Origin of the sequence: Microvenator marinus (assembly GCF_007993755.1) — a bacterium.
In the GTDB taxonomy this organism is placed as follows: Bacteria; Myxococcota_A; Bradymonadia; order Bradymonadales; family Bradymonadaceae; genus Allomicrovenator; species Allomicrovenator marinus.
In genome coordinates, this window is the sequence record NZ_CP042467.1 from 4,518,867 (window position 1) to 4,540,449 (window position 21,583).

Genomic DNA, 21,583 nt, shown 5'->3' on the forward strand with positions numbered 1-21,583 from the left:
AACATGCTTGTGGTCAGCGGACTTGAGGTGGTCTACCACCAAGTTGTTAAGGTGCTAAAAGGACCGAGCCTTCAGGTTCCTGAAGGCGAAATCGTCACCCTCCTAGGCCCAAACGGAGCTGGAAAAACCACCCTCTTGCGCGCACTAAGCGGCCTACTCAATGTTCACGATGGTGCTATCACCAAAGGCCAAATCACTTGGAAAGGCCAGGATCTCACCAAACTAGGTGCCGACGAGATCGTTCGCCTCGGAATCTCACAGGTCCTCGAAGGACGCCGAATACTCGCTGACCTCACGGTGGCTGAGAACCTACGGGCCGGCGCCTACTCAAACCGCGCTGACGGCCTCGCTAGCACGTTCTACGAACGATTCCCCATCCTGGGTCAGAGGCGCGACCAAAAAGCCGGCTATCTCTCCGGTGGTGAGCAGCAGATGCTCGCCATTGCTCGGGCGTTGATGGCTAGGCCGAAGGTGTTACTTCTTGATGAGCCCTCCCTCGGACTCGCGCCGAAAATCGTTCAAGAAGTGGCGGACCTGATTCGCGAGATCCACCAAGACGGTTGCACCGTCTTGCTCGTCGAACAGAATGCTCGGCTCGCCTTAGGGCTAGCGAGCTACGGTTATGTCATGGAAACAGGTAAGATTGTCCTCGACGGGAATTCAGAAGACCTACTCGAGGACAAAGATATGCAGGAGTTCTACCTCGGGGGAGCCCACGAAGAGGGCGCCTTCAGAAACGTCAAACACTATCGAAGGAGGAAGCGATGGCTCGCCTAGTGCTCGTCCTTCTACTTCTCTTTCCTTGGCCACTCTTGGCCCAAGACGACGTCTTTCAATCGGTAGAGAATTGGGACTCAAGCGCACTTGTCTTGAGCGCCGAGCGCCTCGGCTCCGGCGACTATCTCGTAGACGTTTGGCGCAATTCAACTCGCCATCCGGTCAAAATTAGTGCTGGAAAGGTCGTGTGGGAACCCTCAGCCGAGTACATCTCGGCACTGCAATCTATGGCGAAAAGTGGCGCATTGCCGCAGAATCGTGGCACCGCCTGGAGAGACCACGCACGGACCCCTGCCTTCCCGCTGATCGTCACAAGGGCGCGGGTCATTACTCCCTTTGGTGGACTCGAGCTTCAAGGCGACTCGCTAAACGTGCAAGAAGACCTCGTAAAACACGCGAAACGCTGGTTATTCGAGATCACGAAAGAAGAGCAAAGCCTCGGTCAGATGGACCTTATCGTCGACTCCAAGGCGAGTGTGCTCGACCTGATGCAGGTCCTCTTTTCTACCTATGAGATTGGATACTTTCGGCTCAATTTTGTGCTCGGAAAGGGTCAAGACCTTAGAGTCTTCGAAGCCTTCTCTCCCGTATTGCTCTCTGCGATTCCACCTGACGCGGCATTCGTGCTCGGTGTGTATCCACTGGAGAAGACGATCGGGTTCAGGCTGCTTGATGGGGGTGTTGATTCCACCAATTGTCCCGCTGGCCACGCGGATTTGGGCCTGACGTTTTGCGCCAAAGATCTCTCGACACTTCGAAAAGAACTCGAGGAGATGTCGGCACTTCGCCCGCTCATCGTCGCCGGAATTGGACCTGACGTCACACTGGGTCGTGCGATCGAAATACTAGAATTGGTTGGCGGCCTTAGCGAGCGTCCACCCGTCATTAACCTGGTAGTACAATGAGAGCATTCGTCCTGATCTCGTTGTTGTTGTGTGGCTGTGCTGGCACTCAGAAGGCCGATACCAACGCCACTACCAACGCAACGCAGATCGCCTCCAACCCGCAACTTGCCGTGAATCTTTGGGTCGCAGATCATCCCCAGATCAACTCCACAGTTCAGACTGAACGGCTCAACCTCAGAGACGGCGGGTACGACGTTCTGCTCAGGTCTGGAGCTGAACACTACCTGCTTCGTGTTGAAGAAAAGGGAGATGTGTGGGAGGTCGTCAGCTCGGCCCCTTGCGACGCCGATTTCCTCATTCCCAGCCTCTAGTCAACACAACCACTAGTAGCAGGAGTAGAAGCTATGAAAGTAAAAATCTGGCACAACCCACGATGCACCAAGTCCCGTCAAGCCCTCGCACTCCTCGAGGAGAAGGGCATCGACACCGAGATCTATCTCTACATGAAGGAGCCTCCATCAAAGGCCGCCATCAAGGACGTTTTGAAATCCCTAGGCATCACCGCGCATGAACTCGCGCGGACAAAGGAAGATGCCTTTAAGGAACAAAACCTCGCTGAGGCCACCGAAGAGGCATTGATCGACGCAATGACCAAAGAGCCGAAATTGATCGAGAGGCCTATCGTGATCTCCACAAAGGGCGCGGTGATCGGCCGTCCAACCGAAAATGTACTCGAAGTCATTTGACCGCATTTGACTCGCCGAAAACCATGATGTAGGTGTCCGCCCCACATGTGGAGGATATTTATGAAATGGTTGTGGTTACTTATTGTAATTGGAATGGTTGGATGTGCGGAAACCGAAGAGGGCACTAAGCCTGCACCGGAAATGCCGAATCAAGTGGATGAAAAGGCAGACGTCCTCACGGCGTTCTACACAGACTTCAGGCAGGAAGTGCCGATGGGCGAGGTCGTATTCGATCGTTATGCTCCCCGCGGACGCCATTACTACGGCTACGAGATGCAGCTCGACGAAGGCGATATCGTGGCAATCAGCGCCGGTGCCGTCTCACCTCGCTTTGACAGCGTGATCGGACTCTACGGTCCAAAGACCGATTGGGGTTGGGGAAATGTCCGCGCCGTAAACGACGACAGCGAAGGCACATTGGACAGCCGCCTCGACGTGGAGATCTCAGAGTCGGGCACTTACCTGGTGCTCGTGCGTGACTACTTCTGGCGCGGAGGAGAGATGTTCGTTTCTCTCGACTGCCTCGGTGGTGCGTGCGACGAGCCAGAAGAAGATGTTTGTGGAGACTATATCTGCGCCATCTACTGCGAGAACGGCAACCAGCTTGACCATAACGGTTGCGCAACGTGTTCCTGTAACCCCGAGCCTTCCTGTCAGTGGGTCAACCCTGCACCTTGGGTTCGATGTTCGGGCGTGGAGACCTATGCTCAGAATCCAGTGGACGGCACGTGCTGTACCTATCCCTCGCCATGCTTTGCACCAGGAGAGTGGGAGACCTTCACAGAACCAACCTGTGGTGCCGAGCCGGAGCCAGTCGATCCCGAGCCGGTCGACCCTCCAGCAGGTGAGTGCGTGACGGACGCCGATTGTATGCAGACCGGCTGCAGTGGTGAAATCTGCGCAGCCCAGTCCGTGTCATCGATCTGCATCTACCGCCCTGAGTTCGCTTGCTACGACGAGCCAACAACCTCGTGTGGCTGCAACAACGGATCGTGTGGTTGGGCGCAAACTGACGAACTCAGCGCGTGTCTCTCGGGAATCTAATCCCTCTTGCACCTTTCGCGGTCCGCCTCGCGCCGCTCGATGACCTCTAAGAAGGCCACCGAAGCTTCGTCACAGGTAATCTGGCCGTCTTCATTCTCGTCCAGATTGGGGGCGCCGCCGAGTCCATCGATTCGGACCATTCTAAACTTTGAATGCGCATCATTTGAGTTGATCGGTGGTGCGATTCCGCAAAGCACCTCGGTGGACCCGTAGGCCTCAACATCGGTGATATTGGCGCTGGTGCCCGAGATTGAATTGGGCGCGTCAAATGTGCCGGAGTATCGAATCGCTTGCCGCTGCCCCGCGAATCTCAAACACGAACTCGCGTCTATAGCAAACGTGACGCCGGGATTCCCATCGTCATCGGCATCCACGACCCTCGGATCTTCACCATCGTCAGGGAGCTCCTCGGACAGGGGATCTTCGAGCTCGACACCCCAGAGGGCCAACTCAAGGGACGAGGTATAGGTGCCCCCAGATCTCAAATCGCTTACAAATCCGCGGTCTAGGTCGATGAACTCGATCGAATCTCGTGTGGCTTCTGGAATCAAGACACGCAGCCCGAGGACCGGACTCAAATCGACGCGGCAAATTGTTCGTGTTTCACGCAATGAGCGTCCCGCTTGTTCGATTTGCACGAGGTACCATGCGTGTGTCAGCTGCTCGTCGTTCAAAACGCAAGTACTGCCTTCATGGACCTGCAGCCACGTGCCGTCCATAGTTCCCGCGCCGGGACCCTCTCCGAGAGCGAACTCCGAGGTTTCAGAATCAACACCTAGGTCCGCGAGCTCCTGTGGCTCCCAATCAGACTCGCCGCGCTCCACCGAACACGCCGTCACAAAAAGGCTCAAAAGGGCAAGCTTCTTCAAAACCGCACCTCCATCCCCAACGCTCCAATCCAGCCTCCAGACACGTATCCCGGAAAACCAGGATTACCGGTCTGTAGCCCTTGTGCTTCCGGATAGGCGAGGCCCGTCTGAGGATTGATGGCCGAATCCGGCACTTCATCACAAATCTCGCTAACGCCGGGGGCACATTCGGGATGCGTGTCCAACGCGACTTTGTCGGTCTCTCGCTCCATCAAGAACTGAAATTGAAGAAACCACGACCACTCAAGCCCAAGCCCCGCGACCAAGAGGTCGTGCGATGAGCCGATGGATGCCAAGAATCTGGAGTTATCCACGTAGTTCGTTCGACCTGTCTGATCGGGAACCGGCGACGGATCCCAGCCTAATCCCAGCCGCAGACGGCTCTCATCGCTTGTGTCGTATTCAAGCCCAAGCCTGCTGCTCAACACGTCGCTAAACTCTGGCCGTTGCGATTGTGTGTCTCGATACTCACTCCATCGGATCCACCGAGCATCCGCAGCAATCTCAAAGGCGCCAATCTCCCATGAGGCACCGAGATTGAAGGAGCTCGGACTATATTTTGGCGTCCAGTCGATTCGTTGTGTCTCGGTGCCGGCCGCGCCGGAAACCAAAATCTCATTCTCGCCCTGGATCCGAAATGAAACTGGGCCCCGGTAACTCAGACCAAGACGAAGATTGAGTGGCAGCGCAACTTGGACCCCGGCCAGCAATCCCCAGCGATTTTCGGTGGTCACGTCTGCATTGATATCGGTATTCGATTGGTCTGTGGGGTCTCGCACAAACACATCTGTCCCAACGTTGGCGCCTGTGAGAAAGGTGCCTCCAATCCCGACCGAAAGCCAGTCTGTGGCCCGATACGCCAAACCAGCCTCTGCCGCAAAGCGTCTAGATTGGCCATCGATCAGTTCAAACTGAAGTTGGTTGCTCGATAGGCGCTCGCGCTCATCGGCAAAATGGGTCTTCAAGACCAAGAGTTCGGTGGTGGGTAGATGGGCGATGAATCCCAGGCGCAGCCGCTCGATGCCAAGCGAGGTCACGCCGCTAAACTGAAGCGCGTAAATCGGAGCGATATCGTCGGTATCTCGCCGAGCGTTGGGCTCTTCACCGCTTGGTGTGCCGTAGCGCGCTCCTTCGATATCCGGGATCTCGTACCCGCCGGGGCGCGCCTTGAGCAAGATCTGAGCGTTATTGTGGGTCGCGAAGCCGCCAATACTAAAGCCAGGCGTAGAATCTGCGAGGCCTGCAACATTGTAATAGATCGACCATGCATCCCCGGAGCTCGCAGACTGAGCGCCCATGGCACTCCCACGCGGCCCAGCGCCGTAGAGATCAAACGGGCCGGCAAATGAGGTCGAGGCAACTAAACAACCAGCGAGAATAATGCCGAACTGAACCCTCAACGTGTCCACGATTACTCGGTTCTTAAGGAAATGGTTCGAGTGTTCTTCGATGAGAAGATCGCCACGCTCTTGTCGAGCCCGTCCATTCTAAGATCGGCGACGTTGATTCGACGAAGCGTGACGCGGGCAGCTTCTTTCAATTGGATAGGGATGACGAACTCTCCGTCGTCCTCGACTCGGCAAACCATGCGACCCTGCCCATCAACGCCTTCCACCTCGACGTACATCTGATCGGCGGGTTCCATTGCCGGAACCCATGACCACGATCCGAAGTCATGTTCAATGATTTCAGGAACCTCAGGGGCTTCAAGCTCGACGCTAAACCCAGAGATTTCCGCGCCAGGGGCGCTGACCGTGTACGTTGTAGCGAGTTGATAGGGAACCGTGATGACCTCGGAATCAAAGCCACGCTCGGTGCCATAAACCACGCCAGAAACCCCGTCCCAGATGTCCGGAAGCCTTCGAGCTTCAAGCACCGCAAGGCTATCGTGCGTTTCAACGGTGATCGGCCCGACGTCCAAAAGCTCGAGAGAAACGCGCTCTTCACCACTTGGCGACTGCGCATTACTCAGCGCGCAGACGTCGATCTCCAAGTCCGTATAAGGTCGCCAAACGTCCAAGGCCTCGAGTGCCTGATCGGCACTGATTCCGCGCGTTACGATGAATTGCGCGTGAATCTCCGTTCCATCGGAGCCCTGCGAATACTCGGCCAGGAATGTACCCACTCGCGACTCAAGGGTACGGCTTTCCTGAGCAAATTCCACCTCTTCGGCGTCATCCACTGCACAGGCTCCCAACCCCATTGCAACTAGCAAGTATGCGATTCTCATCGGCTTCACCTCAAACACCCTTCAACCTTAACACCATCGAGCTCGTCGTCAAAGAGATCACACCAGACTCGAAGATTGACCGTTCGGTCTCGCACCCCTACCATGCGCCGCGTCGGAGGCAACCATGCCGTCCCGCATTATTGAAGAATGAGTAGCTGAAATGGCCCGAAAGACCACCAGAGATATCCAAAAGATCTACGCGTCCGGACGCGCGATCTCCATGGTTACCTGTTACGATTTTACCTTCGCAAGACTCGTCGAAATGGCGGAAATCGACACGATTCTGATCGGCGATAGCCTCGGAAATGTGATCCAGGGTCATGACACCACGTTGCCGGTAGAGGTCGATGATATCATCTACCACACGCGTGCGGTGGCTCGCGGAAACTCAAGTGCGCTCATCATCGCGGATATGCCCTTCATGTCCTACCAAGCGAGCGATGAGGTCGGTCTCATGAACGCCGGCCGGCTCATGAAAGAAGGTGGTGCCCAGGCCGTGAAGGTCGAAGGCGGCGAGCGGGTCGCACCTATGGTCAAGAGGATGGTTGATGCTGGGATCCCCGTGGTCGGCCACCTCGGCCTAACTCCCCAATCCGTACACGCCTTTGGGGGCTTCCACGTGCAAGCGCGCGAGGAAGACGCGGCCGAGCAGCTCCTCCAAGACGCGTTGGCCCTACAGGCCGCTGGCGCTTTCATGGTGGTCCTCGAGATGGTGCCGGCTGACTTGGCCCAGCGAGTGACAGAGTCGCTTAGTATTCCAACCATCGGAATCGGCGCCGGCGCCAAAACAAGCGGGCAAGTTCTGGTTATCTACGATCTGCTGGGATTGAACACGAGCTTTAAACCTCGTTTCCTCAAGCATTTTGCCGAGCTCGAAAGCGTCTGTGTAAATGCGCTCAAAGCCTACAAGGACGAGGTCGAGGCAAACTCGTATCCGGCCGATGAACACTCTTTCTAGCCTATGAAGATCGCCAGAACGATTGCAGAGCTCAGAGAAGCGCGAAAAGATATGGGGCGCGTAGCCTTTGTTCCGACCATGGGGGCGCTGCATTCCGGCCATCTCTCGCTGATGACCGCGGCTAAGGAATTGGCCGATCATGTGGTGGTCAGTATCTTCGTAAATCCAACTCAGTTTGGTCCCAACGAAGACTTCGACCGCTACCCGAGGCAGCTAGAGAAGGATACCGAGGCGTGCCAATCCGTAGGCGTGGACCTTCTTTTTGTGCCGACTCCCGACGAGATGTATCCCGAAGGTCTCGAGAGCAGTACTTTTGTTGAGGTACTCGGTCTAACCGACTATCTCTGCGGCGCGAGTCGGCCAGGGCACTTTCGCGGAGTGACCACCGTGGTCACAAAACTCTTCAACGCGGTTCAGCCGCAGGTCGCCGTCTTCGGGCAAAAGGATTACCAGCAAGCCGCCGTGATCGCGCGCATGACACGCGAGTTGCTCATGCCAATTGAGATTGTAGCCGCGCCAACAGCACGTGAGTCCGACGGCCTCGCGATGTCTTCGCGAAATTACAATCTTAGTCCCGAAGCTCGTATCGAAGCACTGGCGCTCTCTCGTTCGCTAAAGCGCGCTTGGTCGGCCTTCGCCGCCGGAGAGTCTAACGGGTCGGTACTCGTTGCGCTGACGCGAGACACGCTTCAAGAGGGCTTGAGAGACGCCTCGCGAATCGACTACGTAGATTGTGTGGATCCGATTACGCTCGAGCCAAGCGCCTCCATCGGTGAAGTAGGTGCGGTTATGTGCGTGGCGGCACATGTAGGCGGCGTGCGCCTGATCGACAACATCCGCCTCGACAAACCGCTGCCACATGAATTGCAATAGGATGTCGTTATGAAATGTTTGAAGTTTTGGATCGCTACCTCCTTCCTATTGACCGCTTGCGGCAGCGATGACGCCCCTCCTACCCCACAAGAGATCTGCCTCGCCGAGGATGCCCCGATCTTCGTGGCGGGCGATCTCATGACCGATGACGCCCCTCTTGTGTGGGAGCACCGACCCGCAGAGGCGAGGGGGCTTGTGGACAATCGTCGCATGTTTATTGAGCTTGGCGAAGTTCCGTACCGAAACTCTGAGCGAAGAGTGATCCTCAATTTTGTTGAGAATCAGGCCACCGAACAACTCCTCGATATGATGGCAAATGCCACCGCTGACGGCGAAAAAACCCTTCAGATCATCGACGTTTCCAACGTCCCTGAAGGCGCCTCGCGAATCTCCCTCGATAGCTTCGATTGTGATTTCAACGAAGGTAAGGCCTGTGTCCAGGTCGCCTACGACTCAAACCAAGATGATGTGCCAAACGAGCTAGACGACAAGGTTTTCCATGCCGTCGGTGGTGAAATCATCGTTCAAGCCGTGAACAACAATCGCTCTAGACTCCAATTAACCTTTGATATCCTCCTCGGAAAGAACCTTCTCCAAGAGTCCGACAACTCTGAAGGAAGGGTCCAGGGGTGCATAAATGCTCGCTATTCTTCCGCTGCTTCTCAAGGTTGGACGTTGCGTTGAGCAATCGCCTTGACACATCTCGAAGTCACGGCGTAGAAACTGAACCGTGATTCAGTAGATGGCCCAGTCGACAGGCGAGTCCACATGGCACAGGTCGAAAAAGTCCAAAAATCCCAGAACGATAAGCGCCAGAGAATTCTCGAAGGTGCGCTCAAAGCTTTCGCTCGAAAGGGATTCTACAACACCAAAGTTTCCGAAATCGCTTCGGAAGCCGGTGTCGCAGACGGAACGATTTATCTTTATTTCAAAAATAAGGACGATCTCCTCATTTCGCTTTTCGAAGATCGCATGGAGTGGGTCATCGAAAGACTCGAGACCGAGCTGGCCGATTCACCCGGCGACGTCTTCGAAAAGCTTCGGCAAGTCGTGGATATGCACTTCAAGCTCGCCCTCGAAGAACCCGATTTGGCCGAATTTATCACCGTGGAACTTCGCCAGAGTGCCAAGTTCATGAAGGAATACAAAAATCCGAGATTCTTGGATTATCTGAGGATCCTCGAACGTATTGTTGAAGTGGGGCAAGAGCAGGGTGTTATCCGCAAAGATATCGACCCTAGACTTTTTGGGCGCGCACTCTTCGGTGCGCTCGATGAAGTGCTGCTAACCCTCACGTTTTCGAAAAATCATCAAGTAGAAGAGAAGACCCGCCAGGTGGCGGATCTGTTTATTGAAGGCTTACGTGCGCGATAGCGCCTTTCCTGTAGGAGGAAGTTGTGAAAATCCTCACCACTGTCAAACGGGTCACCGACCCAGACATGAAGGTCAAGATCAAACCAGACGGCTCGGGCATTGTGACCGATGGCGTCGAGTACAAGATGAACTCGTTCGATGAGTACGGCGTCGAAGAGGCGATCAAACTCAAAGAAAAGCACGACGCTGAAGTTGTCGTGGTTTCTGTAGGACCGCAAGACGCGACCAAAGAGATCCGCACCGCGCTCGCGATGGGTGCTGACCGCGGAATCCTTGTGGAAACCGATGCTGTACTCGATAGCGACGCTGTCGCTCGAGTACTCGCGGAAGTCGTGCGCAAGGAAAACCCTGATATCATCATCATGGGCAAACAGGCTGTGGACTCCGACCGAAATCAGGCCGGACAGCTCCTTGCATCTTACCTCGACCTGCCACAGGCCACGTTCGCCTTCAGCCTCGACGTCGCTGACGGTTGGGCCACTGTTGGACGTGAAACCGACGGCGGTACCACCACCGTTCGCGTTAAACTTCCGGCAGTTGTGACAGCTGACCTTCGCCTCAATGAGCCGCGCTACGCGAGCTTGCCAGGCATCATGAAGGCTAAGAGAAAGCAACTCGACACCCTGACTCCCGACGCCCTCGGGGTCGACGTGACACCTCGCGTCAATGTCCTCAAGTACGAGGCGCCAGAAGAGCGTCAAGCAGGACGAATTGTCGAGTCCGTGGATGAACTCATCCAGGTTCTCAGAAACGAAGCGAAAGTTATTTAGGAGTCAATATGTCTAACGTACTTGTCCTTGCCGAACATATGGGCGGCAAGTTGAGAAAAGTTACTCTCTCCACCATTACCTTTGCCCGCGAAGCAGCGAAGCTTACGGGTGGCCAGGTATACGTTCTCGTCCTCGGCCAAAATGTGTCCGGTATCGTGGCTGAAGCCGCAGCCGGCGGCGCCGATAAGGTCTTCTTCGAAGACTCAGCTGTGTTCGCGAACTACCTCGCCGAAAACTACACCCCGGCAATCGTTAAGGTCGCCCAAGATCAAGGTGTGGGAATCATTTGTGGTGCCGCGAGCACATTCGGCAAAGACCTCGTGCCGCGCGTCGCTGCGAAGTTCAATGCCGGTATGGTCTCCGACGCCATCGCGATCTGGGATGACGGCGGAATCAAGTTCAAGCGCCCACTCTGGGCCGGAAACGTCCTCACCACTGTGGAAGTCACCACACCTGTTAAGGCCGTGACCGTTCGAACCACAGAATTCGACCCGATCGAAGGGGCTAGCCCGTGCGCAACCGAAGCCGTATCTACCGGCGTAGGCGCATCGGATTCGGCGCAATTCGTGAATTTCGATCAGGTCAAGAGTGACCGTCCGGAATTGACGGATGCAGCCGTAGTTGTGGCTGGTGGACGTGGTCTGAAGTCCGGAGAAAACTTCGGCATGATCATGGAGCTCGCGGACTCGCTCAACGGTGCCGTTGGTGCCTCACGCGCGGCCGTGGACAGCGGATACGCGCCAAACGACTGGCAGATCGGACAAACGGGTAAGGTCGTCGCGCCTAACCTCTACTTCGCTGTCGCAATCTCGGGCGCCATTCAGCACCTTGCTGGAATGAAAGGTTCCAAGTGTATCGTTGCGATCAACACCAATGCAGAAGCACCGATCTTCCAGGTCGCAGACTACGGTTTGGTCGCTGATGCGTTCGAGGCAGTTCCAGCCATCACGCAGAAGATCAAGGCTCTAGGTTAGACCCTGTGATCTTGTAGGTTTCGACCACTTCCTTGTCGTCGATACGATAACGGACCGTGACGCGTTCTGCGTCACGGTCTATCTCCACCGAAAATTCATCGAGAGCTTGACCGTCTGGCCAAGGCCTTGCCTCTTCGTACGTGTATTCATACGAGCCGGAATCCACGTGAAAGGTCTTAACTTCCTCACATTTATCAGGTCCGTTATCACCACATCCCAAAATTGAAACAAGATGCCGTCAACTCCACTTCCGATTTCTTGAATCTCGGAATCGATGGATCGAGTCTCAAGCTCAAGGGTGAGCCATTCAAACCGAATGCCAGAGCATTTGGCTTCGTCTTGCGCACTGGTTGGCGCGCTCGTGAACAAAAGAGCTAGAATCAAAAGTGGGTATTTCAACTTGGACCTCCGGGAATGTTGAGCTTTCTCAAACTCTACGAGCCAGTATTGCACTTGGGTAACGCGATGAAGAAAATTGTGAAAAAAGTAGTGGGTCTTAAGCTGTTGATTAAATGACCGTTTTTAGGAAAAACAGTTCTGGTGTAATTTTTTGATAAAAAGTGTGTTGACACTTAACTCCCCATAATACACACTGAAAGTCCATCGAGGGACGGCCAATCATGCGTTCCCCCCAGGCCGTTAGTCAGGTGCATATTCCATGGCTACGCCAAGTCCTTCGGTGGACCTAAAAAGAACCTCACAAACGTGAGGTTCTTTTTTGTTTCTTGGATCTCGCTTTTCTACGCAATCACTAATCGTTGCAGCCCGGAAAATAGTTGGGTAAGGGTACTCGCCGATTTAGATGGAGTTGAATCGACGTGGCTAAGACGTTCTTTGACGGTATTCGCGCAGCTGCTTTAATCGCACTGATTCTCACGTTCTGGAGCTTCGACGCTGCGTCGGTAGCCCTCGAACAAGCATCAGACGATTCCGGCATGCGATTCGTATTAGTCGCTTTCGGTATCTTGGGTCTGCCCTTGCTCCTCGGAGGTTCCGTCCTCGGAATTCTCGGTTCGAGCTGGTCCGGATGGTTTCAAGTCGCTCAAGAGAATCGAACTGACGCTGAAGCACTAGAATTTAGGAAGAAAGTAGCCAGCGCAACGCTTGTTGCACTGCCGATCCAAGCGCTGATCGTGGCGGCTCTGGTGGCAGCCACCCACTTCCTTGTGACCGCTGCGTTTCAGCGAGTCATGTTCCAAGCCCTGGGGCTTGGCGCCATCGCTGCCGTAGGCGCCGTGGGCGCCGGACTTGTCTGGCCAGCGCTGGTCCATCTGGTTTTCCACACCCTCGCTCCCTCGTTCAAAAATTCGATTACCACCCGCATGGAATCGAGCTTTGAGACCTCGCGCCTTCAGGCACTGACGGCGTCAACATTGGTAGTGTTACCACTGGTGTCTGGTTTGCTCGGTGCGCTCGTCTGGGCAGCTCATACCTTCCTCATCGCGGGCATTGAGTCGAAGTCGTTACAGGCAACCGGCCTCCTGGTTGTTGTCTGGGGAGCTGCCGTCCTATGTGGAGCCCTCGTGCTGTGGGCCTGCGCCAAAATTCTCCCCTTGTTTGAAAAGAAGGAAAAACCACTCAGACCTGTTTTTGGTTTGATCGCCGTCTTGTCTGCCGCCGCCACGGCGCTAGCCTACTTCTGGGCAAAAGGGCTCAACGTTTGGGGCCACGCCACCCTCTTGATGGCATTGGTCGCTGGTCCCGGATTGGTTCTGGTCTTCGTCGCGATGTGGCGCATGGAGATTCGCAGGATTGCATGGGTGTATGGACTTCCTCTAGCGTTTGTCCTCCTCGTGTTGCCTTCATTTTACCTGGCTGGCGATTGGGCAAGTTCCACCCAGACGCTTCGAGAAGCCACAAATCGTCATGGGGCATTAACCTCGGACCTTGCTCGTGTTCTGCAGACGTTCTCGGATGCAGACGGTGACGGGATTCCGGGTCGTTTCGGAGGAGGCGACTGTGATGACACCAACGCCGAGATCTATCCAGGAGCTCGAGACACCCCAGGCAACGGGATCGATGAAAGCTGCTCCGGGGCCGATTCTGAGCTTCCACAGGGTAATGACCACCCATCCAGAAAGGCGGTCGCTCGAGCTTTCGAAACAGCGCTGGCCGAGCTTAAACGCGCTGAGGAAAACATTCCCGATCCGCCTAAGAATCTTCTGATTCTCCTCGTCGATACCTTGAGAGTCGACCACCTTGGATATGCCGGTTACGAGCGTGATACATCGCCGCGCATCGACGAACTTGCTCGCGAGTCGAGCACCTTCCTCTCCGCCTACGCTACGTCGCCCCACACCCCGAGGAGCATCCCAGCTGTCTTCTACGGAAAATACGCGAGCCGCATGAACTTTCTCGGCGCCCAGTACAATTACCCAAGAGTTCACCCTGACAACACGAGCTTTGCCGAAGTGCTCTCGGAATCAGGCCATCAGAATTACGCCGAGACCTCGCATCACTACTTTCAGGAGAAGCGCGGACTCAACCAGGGCTTTCAAAACTGGAACAACGACGGCTGGCTCGATATCGCCCCCTCAAATGACGATATCGCCGCTCCGAGAATCTGGGCGCGCACTGAGCCTCTGATCGAAAAGCTGGCTGAAACGCAGAAGTCCGGGGATGCCGCGCCCTTTACGCTCGTCGTTCATCTTTTCGAGCCCCATGCCCGCTGGATTCATCACAAAGAATACGATTTCGGCAAAGAGGGGGATCCTCGAGTCAACGCCTACAACTCGGAGATCGCGTACACCGATGCCTACATCGGCAAAATCATAGACAAATTTAAGGAGCAAGACCTCTGGGATGAGACTGTTACGGTGCTGGTCTCAGACCACGGCGAGGCTTTCAATGAACACGGGTTCTACTTTCACGGACAAACGCTCTACAACGAAGTGATCCGAGTTCCACTCATCGTGAGAGTTCCCGGTTGGCACCACCGCATGATCAAGACGCCAGTGTCTATCCTGGACGTGGGCCCCACATTGCTCGATCTCCTCGGTGAGGATGCGCCCTCAGATTACGATGGAATGAGCCTCGTTCCGCTCATGCTCGGCCAAGAGGTCGCCGATCGGCCCATCTTCTCGGAACTCCTTCCGTACACAAGCTGGAAAGAACACCACAAGGCAGTCATGCTCGGTGATTGGAAGATGATCTCAGTCCTCTCAGCTGGCTCGGAGGAGCTCTACAATCTGGCCGAAGACCCAGGCGAGAAGAAGAACTTGATCAAGGAGAAGCCGGAAGACGCACAACGCCTTCGCCGTGCTCTCGAAGAGTTCATGAACCGATGAAAGCCGCCAGTAAAATCCTCGTCAGCGCCTGCTTGATCGGGCAAAAGGTCCGATACGACGGCGCTGCAAACGAGAGCGCCCACCCCGTGTTGCTCAGATGGCTTGAGGCGGAGCGAGTTGTGCCTTTCTGCCCAGAGTGTGCCGGTGGCTTGCCCGTTCCAAGGCCCCCTGCAGAGATTGTTGGAGGCGTGGGTATGGACGTCGTCCTCGGTCATGCCGCGGTCCGAACACGAAACGCTGACGTCTCGGAGTACTTCCTGAAGGGCGCACAAGCGGCACTCGCCAGATGCGAAGAGCTCGGAATTCGAGTCGCTCTCCTCAAGGCACGATCTCCTTCGTGCGGCTCCACCCAGATCTACGATGGCTCCTTCTCGCGAACCCTGAAAGAAGGGGAGGGCGTGACCACCGCACTCCTGCGCCAGCATGGGATCGAGGTCTTTTCTGAAGACGAGTTCGAACTCGCTGACCAAGCCTTGGGGCGTTGACACGCACTTAGTGCTGGGATAACTCCGCTCGACGGCCCAACAAGAGGTGCTTCGATGCGTTTGTCTCAGATGTTTATCCCCACTCGAAAGGAAGACCCTGCTGAAGCAGAGGTCGTTAGTCATAAACTCCTGATCCGGGGGGCGTACATGCGAATGATAGCCCGCGGTATCTACACGTTCATGCCCCTGGGCTGGCGAAGCGTCAGGAAAATCGAGGAAATCGTCCGCCAGGAGATGGACCGGGCCGGGGCCCAAGAGGTCTTGATGCCTGGAGTTCAACCCTCCGAGCTCTGGAAAGAGTCGGGCCGTTGGGAGCAATACGGACCGGAGCTTCTGAGATTCAAAGACCGCAAAGGCAGTGATTTTTGCCTCGGACCCACGCACGAAGAAGTCATTACGGATCTCGTGCGCGGTGAGGTCACTAGCTACAAGCAGCTACCGATCAATCTCTACCAGATTCAATCGAAGTTCCGAGACGAAGTGCGTCCGCGATTCGGATTGATGCGGGGACGAGAGTTCATCATGAAGGACGCATACTCCTTCGATCTCGACGCCGAAGGCGCGCTAAAGAGCTATGAAATCATGTTCGAGGCCTACCACAGAATCTGCGAGCGGCTCGGGTTTGAGTTCCGCGCGGTTGAGGCAGACACCGGCAATATCGGGGGCTCACGCTCACACGAATTCCAAGTCCTGGCAGAAACCGGCGAAGACGAAATCGTGAGTTGTCCGTCCTGTGGCTATACGGCGAATGTTGAGAAGGCAGAGATTCGCGTCGAAGCGGGCACGGTGGATTACAGCGAGTCCAAGGAACTCGTCGTGGTCCAAACTCCAGGGCAGCGCACCATCGAAGAAGTCTCTAAATTCCTTAAGAAGAAGCCGCATCAATTCATCAAAACCCTGATTTATAGCGCGGACTCGAAACTCGTGGCGATTCTCGTTCGTGGAGACCACGAAGCCAACGAGCTCAAGGTCAAGGCGTTCCTAAAGTCGAAGTTCGGCGAAATCTCTGAGCTGCGCATGGCGCACGATTTTGAGGTCGAAGCGGCTACCGGAGCGCCTGTTGGCTACGCAGGTCCAGTGGGGCTAAAGATTCCTGTATTCGCTGATTTCGCGCTCTCCACACTTAAGGATGGCATCAGCGGCGCAAACCAGGAAGACGCCCACCACCTCTTCGTGAACGTAGGCCGGGACTATACTCCGACCGAGTTCGTTGACCTTCGCCAGGCTCGGGGAGGAGACCTCTGCGGCAGATGCGGGTCCACGTTCGACGCGCATCGAGGTATCGAAGTGGGCCACGTGTTCTATCTTGGCACCAAATACTCGGCTGCCATGAACGCTACAGTTCTGGATGAAGAAGGCAATCAACGTCCTATGGAAATGGGATGCTACGGGATCGGGATCACCCGAATGCTGGCCGCTATCATCGAGCAAAACCACGATGATAATGGCATCATCTGGCCGATGGCCGTGGCGCCGTATCACGTGATCGTTCAACCCTTGCAGGTCCAAGACGAAGAGGTTGTCAAGGTTGCAGACGAGATCTACGCCGGACTCAAAGCACATGGTGTTGAGGTCTTGCTCGACGACCGCGATTTGCGGCCAGGCAACAAGTTCAAAGATGCCGATCTGATCGGAATCCCAATTCGAGTGACCGTGGGTGGCCGTGGGGTCAAAGAGGGCATCGTCGAGGTTAAAGGGCGCCGCGAAGAATCGGCCCAGAATATCCCTATCGCCGATGTCGTGGCGCACGTTCACGCACAGGTTCAAGACGCACTCTCGAGGTAAATCATGGATGAGCGCCAGGCGATATTACTCAAAAAGCACGCCATCGTGGCGCTCGATCTGGACTCCGAGGCTGGCGCGCTCGAACTTGCTGCCAAGATTAAGGGGCACGTCGACAAGGTTAAGGTCGGAAGTCATCTCTTCACCCAAACAGGGCCGCGGATTCTGGACGACCTCCACAAGCTCGGTCTTCGAGTTTTTCTGGACCTCAAATTCCACGATATCCCAAGCGTGGTTGAGAAGGCCTGTGCGAGCGTCTCACAACACCCTGCGATCTTCCTGCTGACGGTTCATGCCTCGGGCGGGCCGAACATGGTTCGTGGAGCATGCCAGGGCGCACGGACACGCGATGTTCCGCTGCCACCCACGGTGGTGGCGGTGACGGCCTTAACTTCCATGAGTCCGATGGAACTCTCCCTCGCTGGCGTACAAACCAACCTGGAAGACTACGCCGAGAAACTCGCCTTAATGGCTACCGACGCAGGAGCCGATGGCGTGGTCTGTTCCCCTCTAGAGGTCGAACGTCTGGCTCGGGTTCTGCCGACCGGTTCGGTCTTTGTGACGCCAGGTATCCGAAGTGGAGCGATCAAAGGCGACGACCAAACTCGAACGATGAGTGCGGCGCAAGCCCTGAAGGCCGGAAGCACGTTCATCGTGATCGGTCGGCCGGTTTACCTCGCGAGCGATCCCCTACAAGCCCTTGAAGAGATCGGAGCGAGCCTATGATCATCTACGGAACACATCCGGTTGAAGAGGTTCTGGAGTTGGTGCCAGACCGGATTCATCGTTTGATCTCTTCGAGATGGGGCGCAAAAGAGCTCGCGCGGATCGCTGAGCTATCAAAAGCCAATGGTGTGAAGGTGGATCACGTCCCAGGACCGTCGCTAGACGAGCTCGTGGACGGTAATCATCAAGGGATCGCGGCCGAACTGCATCCCTTCAACTACGCCCCTCTCGAACGCGTCATAGAGCGAACCGCTGAAAACCCACACGCCTGTGTACTGGTGCTCGACCAGGTCCAGGACCCCCAGAACTTCGGATCGATCCTAAGAAGTGCGGCAGGATTGGGTATAGATGCGGTGATCGTTCCCAAAGACCGCGCGGCCAGCGTCACCGGTGTGGTAGTACGCGCGTCCGCTGGACTGGCCTTCAGGGTGCCCGTGGCCCAAGTCACAAATGTGGCTCGGTGCCTCGATGAACTCAAAGAGCATGGATTCTGGACGGTCGGCGCGTTTATGGATGGAACTCCCGCATGGGACCTAGATTTCCGCATGAAAACCGCGCTTGTGATGGGCTCAGAGCAAAAGGGAATTCGACCGTTGGTTGAAAAGAAGTGCGACTTCCGAACATCTATTCCGATGAAGCTCGGTACTGAGAGCTTGAATGTCGGCGTCGCAAGTGCCATCCTGCTCTATGAAATCAAACGGCAATGTAAATGACCCAAAACGCGGTTGAGCGAGATATCTCCCTGGGGGAAGCGCTAGAAATAGCCAAGAACGTCTCAACAGATTTCGCCCAGCTTCAAGCCATCCTCTCGGAATGGTCGGGGCCTTTTGGGCTACTCGATGGTGAAACATCGCTCGAGCGCCTAGAGCTAGGTGCAAAGCCCCTGATCGTCTGGGGCAATCTCAGTGTTGAGGGCTCTATCCTCGACCTGAGCCAGGCCGGAACGCTCCTCGTCGTTCTCGGCAACCTCCAAGCCAAGGAAATCTACTTTCAAAGTCGGCTCGCCTCGTCGGGCCGAATCGATGTCAAAGGCGTGATCGCTGCGGGATCCGCCGATTCCGGGAAGATCTTGGCCAGTGGCGGCTTAGAGTGCAGAGCCCTCATCGCGCGCGCTCCACTTCAAGTCGTGGGCGATGCCAAGTCTGACTTTTCTTTCGGGCCCATCCAGGGGCTAAAGACCAGTAACATGCTCGCCGGTGAACTCTTCGTGGATCACGTTCTCGACCGCCCGGACGATCCAATGACCGCGGATTGTGATTTCACCAAACTTCGGGAGCGGATGGCCGCAGGGCTTGAAATCATCCAGGCAGAGCCATCTTCAAGACGTCTCCAAATCCTCAGCGATCTGGACGACACCGCATCCAAGCTCACCCTCGATCTTGAAGACGCAGGCCTATTCGAGGTTCCGGAAGAGGTCTTCGAAGCGAAGGGTTTGGAGCGCCTGGTCCTAGATTTCAACGATATTACTGTGCTTCCTCAGCGGATCGCCTCCTTGAAGAGCCTGAAGGTCTTGAGCCTTGACGGAAACCCCATTCGCAAACTTCCCGAAGAGATCGGCCAGCTCAACACGTTGGAAACCCTTAGTTTGCGTTTTGTGAACCTCAAAGAACTCCCTGATGCGATCTCCGGTTTGGTTCATTTACGAGAGATCTTCTTGACCATGAGCGCTTTGAGAGATTTCCCAGAATCCCTGGTCTCTATGCCCTCATTGGAGCGGCTCAGCTTTTGGCATTGCGGCGAAGACGAAGAGAAGCTCAAGGGCTTTGTAGAGCGGCTTTCTGCGATGAAACAACTCAAAGTCCTGACCTTTGCCCAAGGGGGATTTTCCAAAATGCCAGCCGAACTCAAAAGCTTAGGCTTTCTGGATGAACTCCACCTCATCGAACAGCGCCTCCCTGAAGCAAGACAGGAAGAGGTGCGCGCCTGGCTTCCCAACACCAGGGTCCGTTTTTCGATTTGATCCACGAATCGAAAAAATGGACACAAAAGCATCTTTTCGATGTTGACACACTTCACGGTCGTGATTATCACTGTCGCCCCGCTGCCGGAAGGCGGTGGAAAGTACGAAAGTGCTGGCGTAGCTCAATTGGCAGAGCAGCTGTTTTGTAAACAGCAGGTTGCGGGTTCGAGTCCCACCGCCAGCTTAGGAGCACAGGCATTTTCGTGCTTCGATCAGGGGTGGGGTACCCGAGCGGTCAAAGGGACCAGACTGTAAATCTGGCGGCTCAGCCTTCGAAGGTTCGAATCCTTCCCCCACCATTCTCAATTGCAGCGCGAGCTGCTCTTGAGATACATAACGAATCGGCTATATGCGGGAGTAGCTCAGTGGTAGAGCATCAGCCTTCCAAGCTGAGGGTCGCGGGTTCGACCCCCGTCTCCCGCTCTCCGATTCAAAATCGACCGCTTGTCGGTCGGTTGCCCTTGTAGCTCAGTGGTAGAGCACTTCCATGGTAAGGAAGGGGTCACCGGTTCAATCCCGGTCAAGGGCTTGCTGTTCAGCTCTTGACATGCTGAACATGGCTCAGTATAGCGGCTCCCCGAGTCGCTCTATGTTTTTGTGGCGCAGGGTCACAGGCATTTGAGAAGCAAGCAAACTTAAGAGATCCATCCCCGCGAGTCGGGGCGTAGAAGGAGTTGGACGATGGCAAAGCAAAAGTTCGAACGTAACAAACCACACGTTAACATTGGCACAATCGGCCACGTTGACCACGGTAAGACTACTCTCACCGCTGCGATCACGAAAGTCCTCGCAGAAGCTATGGGCAAAGGCGCTACGATTGCGTACGACGAGATCGACAAAGCTCCTGAAGAGAGAGAGCGTGGTATCACCATCTCGACGGCACACGTTGAATACGAGACGGCTAACCGTCACTACGCACACGTGGACTGCCCAGGCCACGCTGACTACGTCAAGAACATGATCACCGGTGCCGCTCAGATGGACGGCGCTATCCTCGTTGTTTCGGCTGCTGATGGCCCAATGCCACAAACTCGCGAGCACATCCTTCTCGCGCGTCAGGTTGGTGTTCCAGCGATCGTTGTGTTCCTCAACAAAGCCGACGTGGTTGACGACGCTGAGCTTCTCGAACTCGTTGAGCTTGAGGTGCGCGAGCTCCTCTCCAACTACGAGTTCCCTGGTGACGATCTTCCGATCGTGATCGGTTCGGCTCTTCAGGCTCTTGAAGGACAAGACACCCCATACGGTAAGCCTGCGATCATGAAGCTTATGGCAGAAGTGGATAACTACATCCCTCAGCCAGAGCGTGAAATCGACAAGCCATTCCTTATGCCTATCGAGGACGTCTTCTCGATCTCCGGTCGTGGTACCGTGGTCACCGGACGTATCGAGCGCGGTATCGTCAAGGTTGGTGATGAGGTCGAAATCGTTGGTTTCGGAGCGAAAGCCGAGAAAACCACTGTGACCGGTGTTGAAATGTTCCGTAAGCTTCTCGACAGCGGTGAAGCTGGCGACAACGTTGGCTGCCTCCTTCGCGGTATCAAGAAGGAAGATGTGGAGCGTGGTCAGGTTCTTGTTAAGCCAGGAACCGTCAAGCCTCACACCAAGTTCGAAGCTGAAATCTACGTTCTTTCGAAAGAAGAAGGTGGACGTCATACCCCGTTCTTCACGGGCTACCGTCCTCAGTTCTACTTCCGTACGACAGACGTGACCGGTATCGTTTCGCTTCCAGAGGGCACCGAAATGGTTATGCCTGGCGACAACGTCACCGTTCAAGCTCAGCTCATCACTCCAATCGCCATGGAGAAAGGTCTTCGCTTCGCGATTCGCGAAGGTGGACGTACCGTTGGTGCGGGTGCTGTGGCTACCATCACCGAGTAATCGGT

The 21,583-nt window shown here is 55.5% G+C and carries 22 protein-coding genes and 4 tRNA genes; 22 read left to right on the forward strand and 4 right to left on the reverse strand.

Annotation, left to right across the window (positions count from 1 at the left end):
* Positions 1-3: 3 nt before the first annotated feature.
* From FRD01_RS18575 to FRD01_RS18595, 5 genes are read left to right on the forward strand one after another with little or no spacing between them, the layout of a single operon-like run.
* Positions 4-777 (forward strand): ABC transporter ATP-binding protein, encoded by a 774-nt coding sequence (locus FRD01_RS18575; RefSeq protein WP_146962413.1) that lies wholly within the window; start codon positions 4-6, stop codon positions 775-777.
* A complete protein-coding gene (locus FRD01_RS18580) occupies positions 765-1,682 on the forward strand; it encodes a hypothetical protein (protein WP_146962415.1) in 918 nt (305 codons plus the stop codon). Before FRD01_RS18575 ends, FRD01_RS18580 begins: the two co-directional genes overlap by 13 nt.
* Entirely contained in the window at positions 1,679-1,993 is a 315-nt protein-coding gene (locus tag FRD01_RS18585) for a hypothetical protein (RefSeq protein WP_146962416.1), read from the forward strand. Before FRD01_RS18580 ends, FRD01_RS18585 begins: the two co-directional genes overlap by 4 nt.
* A 33-nt stretch (positions 1,994-2,026) precedes the next feature.
* Positions 2,027-2,368: an arsenate reductase (glutaredoxin) gene (gene arsC / locus FRD01_RS18590; protein ID WP_146962418.1), complete on the forward strand. Its 342-nt coding sequence runs from the start codon at positions 2,027-2,029 to the stop codon at positions 2,366-2,368.
* Between the two features lie 60 nt (positions 2,369-2,428).
* Positions 2,429-3,412, forward strand: a complete 984-nt coding sequence (locus tag FRD01_RS18595; protein ID WP_249755738.1) for a hypothetical protein — start codon at positions 2,429-2,431, stop codon at positions 3,410-3,412.
* Here FRD01_RS18595 and FRD01_RS18600 read toward each other — a convergent pair.
* Genes FRD01_RS18600 through FRD01_RS18610 form a run of 3 tightly spaced genes read right to left on the reverse strand, consistent with a single transcriptional unit; the run spans position 3,409 to position 6,511 of the window.
* Positions 3,409-4,281 carry a hypothetical protein gene (locus FRD01_RS18600; RefSeq protein ID WP_146962422.1) on the reverse strand — a complete coding sequence of 291 codons (873 nt, stop codon included), beginning with the start codon at positions 4,279-4,281 and terminating at the stop codon, positions 3,409-3,411. The genes FRD01_RS18595 and FRD01_RS18600 overlap by 4 nt on opposite strands.
* A complete protein-coding gene (locus tag FRD01_RS18605) occupies positions 4,278-5,690 on the reverse strand; it encodes an OmpP1/FadL family transporter (protein ID WP_146962424.1) in 1,413 nt (470 codons plus the stop codon). The genes FRD01_RS18600 and FRD01_RS18605 overlap by 4 nt, the downstream gene beginning before the upstream one ends.
* 2 nt (positions 5,691-5,692) lie before the next feature.
* Positions 5,693-6,511 (reverse strand): hypothetical protein, encoded by an 819-nt coding sequence (locus tag FRD01_RS18610; RefSeq protein WP_146962426.1) that lies wholly within the window; start codon positions 6,509-6,511, stop codon positions 5,693-5,695.
* Between the two features lie 160 nt (positions 6,512-6,671).
* On the opposite strand from FRD01_RS18610, the gene panB reads away from it, so the two are divergent.
* From panB to FRD01_RS18640, 6 genes are all read left to right on the forward strand, one after another.
* Complete coding sequence (gene panB / locus FRD01_RS18615) at positions 6,672-7,469, forward strand: 3-methyl-2-oxobutanoate hydroxymethyltransferase (RefSeq protein ID WP_146962428.1); 798 nt, start codon at positions 6,672-6,674, stop codon at positions 7,467-7,469.
* 3 nt (positions 7,470-7,472) lie between these two features.
* Positions 7,473-8,342, forward strand: a complete 870-nt coding sequence (panC, locus tag FRD01_RS18620) for a pantoate--beta-alanine ligase (RefSeq protein ID WP_146962429.1) — start codon at positions 7,473-7,475, stop codon at positions 8,340-8,342.
* Between the two features lie 9 nt (positions 8,343-8,351).
* Positions 8,352-9,026 (forward strand): hypothetical protein, encoded by a 675-nt coding sequence (locus tag FRD01_RS18625; protein ID WP_146962431.1) that lies wholly within the window; start codon positions 8,352-8,354, stop codon positions 9,024-9,026.
* Between the two features lie 84 nt (positions 9,027-9,110).
* Positions 9,111-9,716 (forward strand): TetR/AcrR family transcriptional regulator, encoded by a 606-nt coding sequence (locus FRD01_RS18630; protein ID WP_146962433.1) that lies wholly within the window; start codon positions 9,111-9,113, stop codon positions 9,714-9,716.
* 23 nt (positions 9,717-9,739) lie between these two features.
* Complete coding sequence (locus FRD01_RS18635) at positions 9,740-10,486, forward strand: electron transfer flavoprotein subunit beta/FixA family protein (protein WP_146962435.1); 747 nt, start codon at positions 9,740-9,742, stop codon at positions 10,484-10,486.
* A gap of 8 nt (positions 10,487-10,494) precedes the next feature.
* Positions 10,495-11,460 (forward strand): electron transfer flavoprotein subunit alpha/FixB family protein, encoded by a 966-nt coding sequence (locus tag FRD01_RS18640; RefSeq protein WP_146962436.1) that lies wholly within the window; start codon positions 10,495-10,497, stop codon positions 11,458-11,460.
* Here the strand turns inward: FRD01_RS18640 and FRD01_RS18645 are convergent.
* Positions 11,444-11,680, reverse strand: a complete 237-nt coding sequence (locus FRD01_RS18645; RefSeq protein WP_146962437.1) for a hypothetical protein — start codon at positions 11,678-11,680, stop codon at positions 11,444-11,446. The two genes, FRD01_RS18640 and FRD01_RS18645, sit on opposite strands and share 17 nt — an antisense overlap.
* Before the next feature lie 598 nt (positions 11,681-12,278).
* On the opposite strand from FRD01_RS18645, the gene FRD01_RS18650 reads away from it, so the two are divergent.
* The 11 genes from FRD01_RS18650 to tuf all read left to right on the forward strand — a co-directional run bounded on the left by FRD01_RS18650 (position 12,279) and on the right by tuf (position 21,578).
* Entirely contained in the window at positions 12,279-14,747 is a 2,469-nt protein-coding gene (locus FRD01_RS18650; protein WP_146962439.1) for a sulfatase-like hydrolase/transferase, read from the forward strand.
* Entirely contained in the window at positions 14,744-15,232 is a 489-nt protein-coding gene (locus tag FRD01_RS18655; RefSeq protein ID WP_146962441.1) for a 2-thiouracil desulfurase family protein, read from the forward strand. Before FRD01_RS18650 ends, FRD01_RS18655 begins: the two co-directional genes overlap by 4 nt.
* A 54-nt stretch (positions 15,233-15,286) precedes the next feature.
* Entirely contained in the window at positions 15,287-17,017 is a 1,731-nt protein-coding gene (locus tag FRD01_RS18660) for a proline--tRNA ligase (protein WP_146962443.1), read from the forward strand.
* A 3-nt stretch (positions 17,018-17,020) separates the two neighbouring features.
* Positions 17,021-17,740, forward strand: coding sequence for an orotidine-5'-phosphate decarboxylase (gene pyrF, locus FRD01_RS18665; RefSeq protein ID WP_146962445.1), 720 nt, complete (start codon positions 17,021-17,023; stop codon positions 17,738-17,740).
* Positions 17,737-18,453: a 23S rRNA (guanosine(2251)-2'-O)-methyltransferase RlmB gene (rlmB, locus tag FRD01_RS18670; protein WP_146962447.1), complete on the forward strand. Its 717-nt coding sequence runs from the start codon at positions 17,737-17,739 to the stop codon at positions 18,451-18,453. Before pyrF ends, rlmB begins: the two co-directional genes overlap by 4 nt.
* Positions 18,450-19,700: a leucine-rich repeat domain-containing protein gene (locus FRD01_RS18675; protein ID WP_146962449.1), complete on the forward strand. Its 1,251-nt coding sequence runs from the start codon at positions 18,450-18,452 to the stop codon at positions 19,698-19,700. The genes rlmB and FRD01_RS18675 overlap by 4 nt, the downstream gene beginning before the upstream one ends.
* Before the next feature lie 111 nt (positions 19,701-19,811).
* Positions 19,812-19,884 (forward strand) — tRNA-Thr (locus tag FRD01_RS18680).
* Between the two features lie 33 nt (positions 19,885-19,917).
* Positions 19,918-19,999, forward strand: a tRNA-Tyr gene (locus FRD01_RS18685).
* 52 nt (positions 20,000-20,051) lie between these two features.
* Positions 20,052-20,123: transfer RNA gene (locus FRD01_RS18690), tRNA-Gly, on the forward strand.
* Positions 20,124-20,157: 34 nt separating this feature from the next.
* Positions 20,158-20,229: transfer RNA gene (locus tag FRD01_RS18695), tRNA-Thr, on the forward strand.
* A 152-nt stretch (positions 20,230-20,381) separates the two neighbouring features.
* Positions 20,382-21,578 (forward strand): elongation factor Tu, encoded by a 1,197-nt coding sequence (tuf, locus tag FRD01_RS18700; protein WP_146962450.1) that lies wholly within the window; start codon positions 20,382-20,384, stop codon positions 21,576-21,578.
* Positions 21,579-21,583 lie beyond the last annotated feature (5 nt).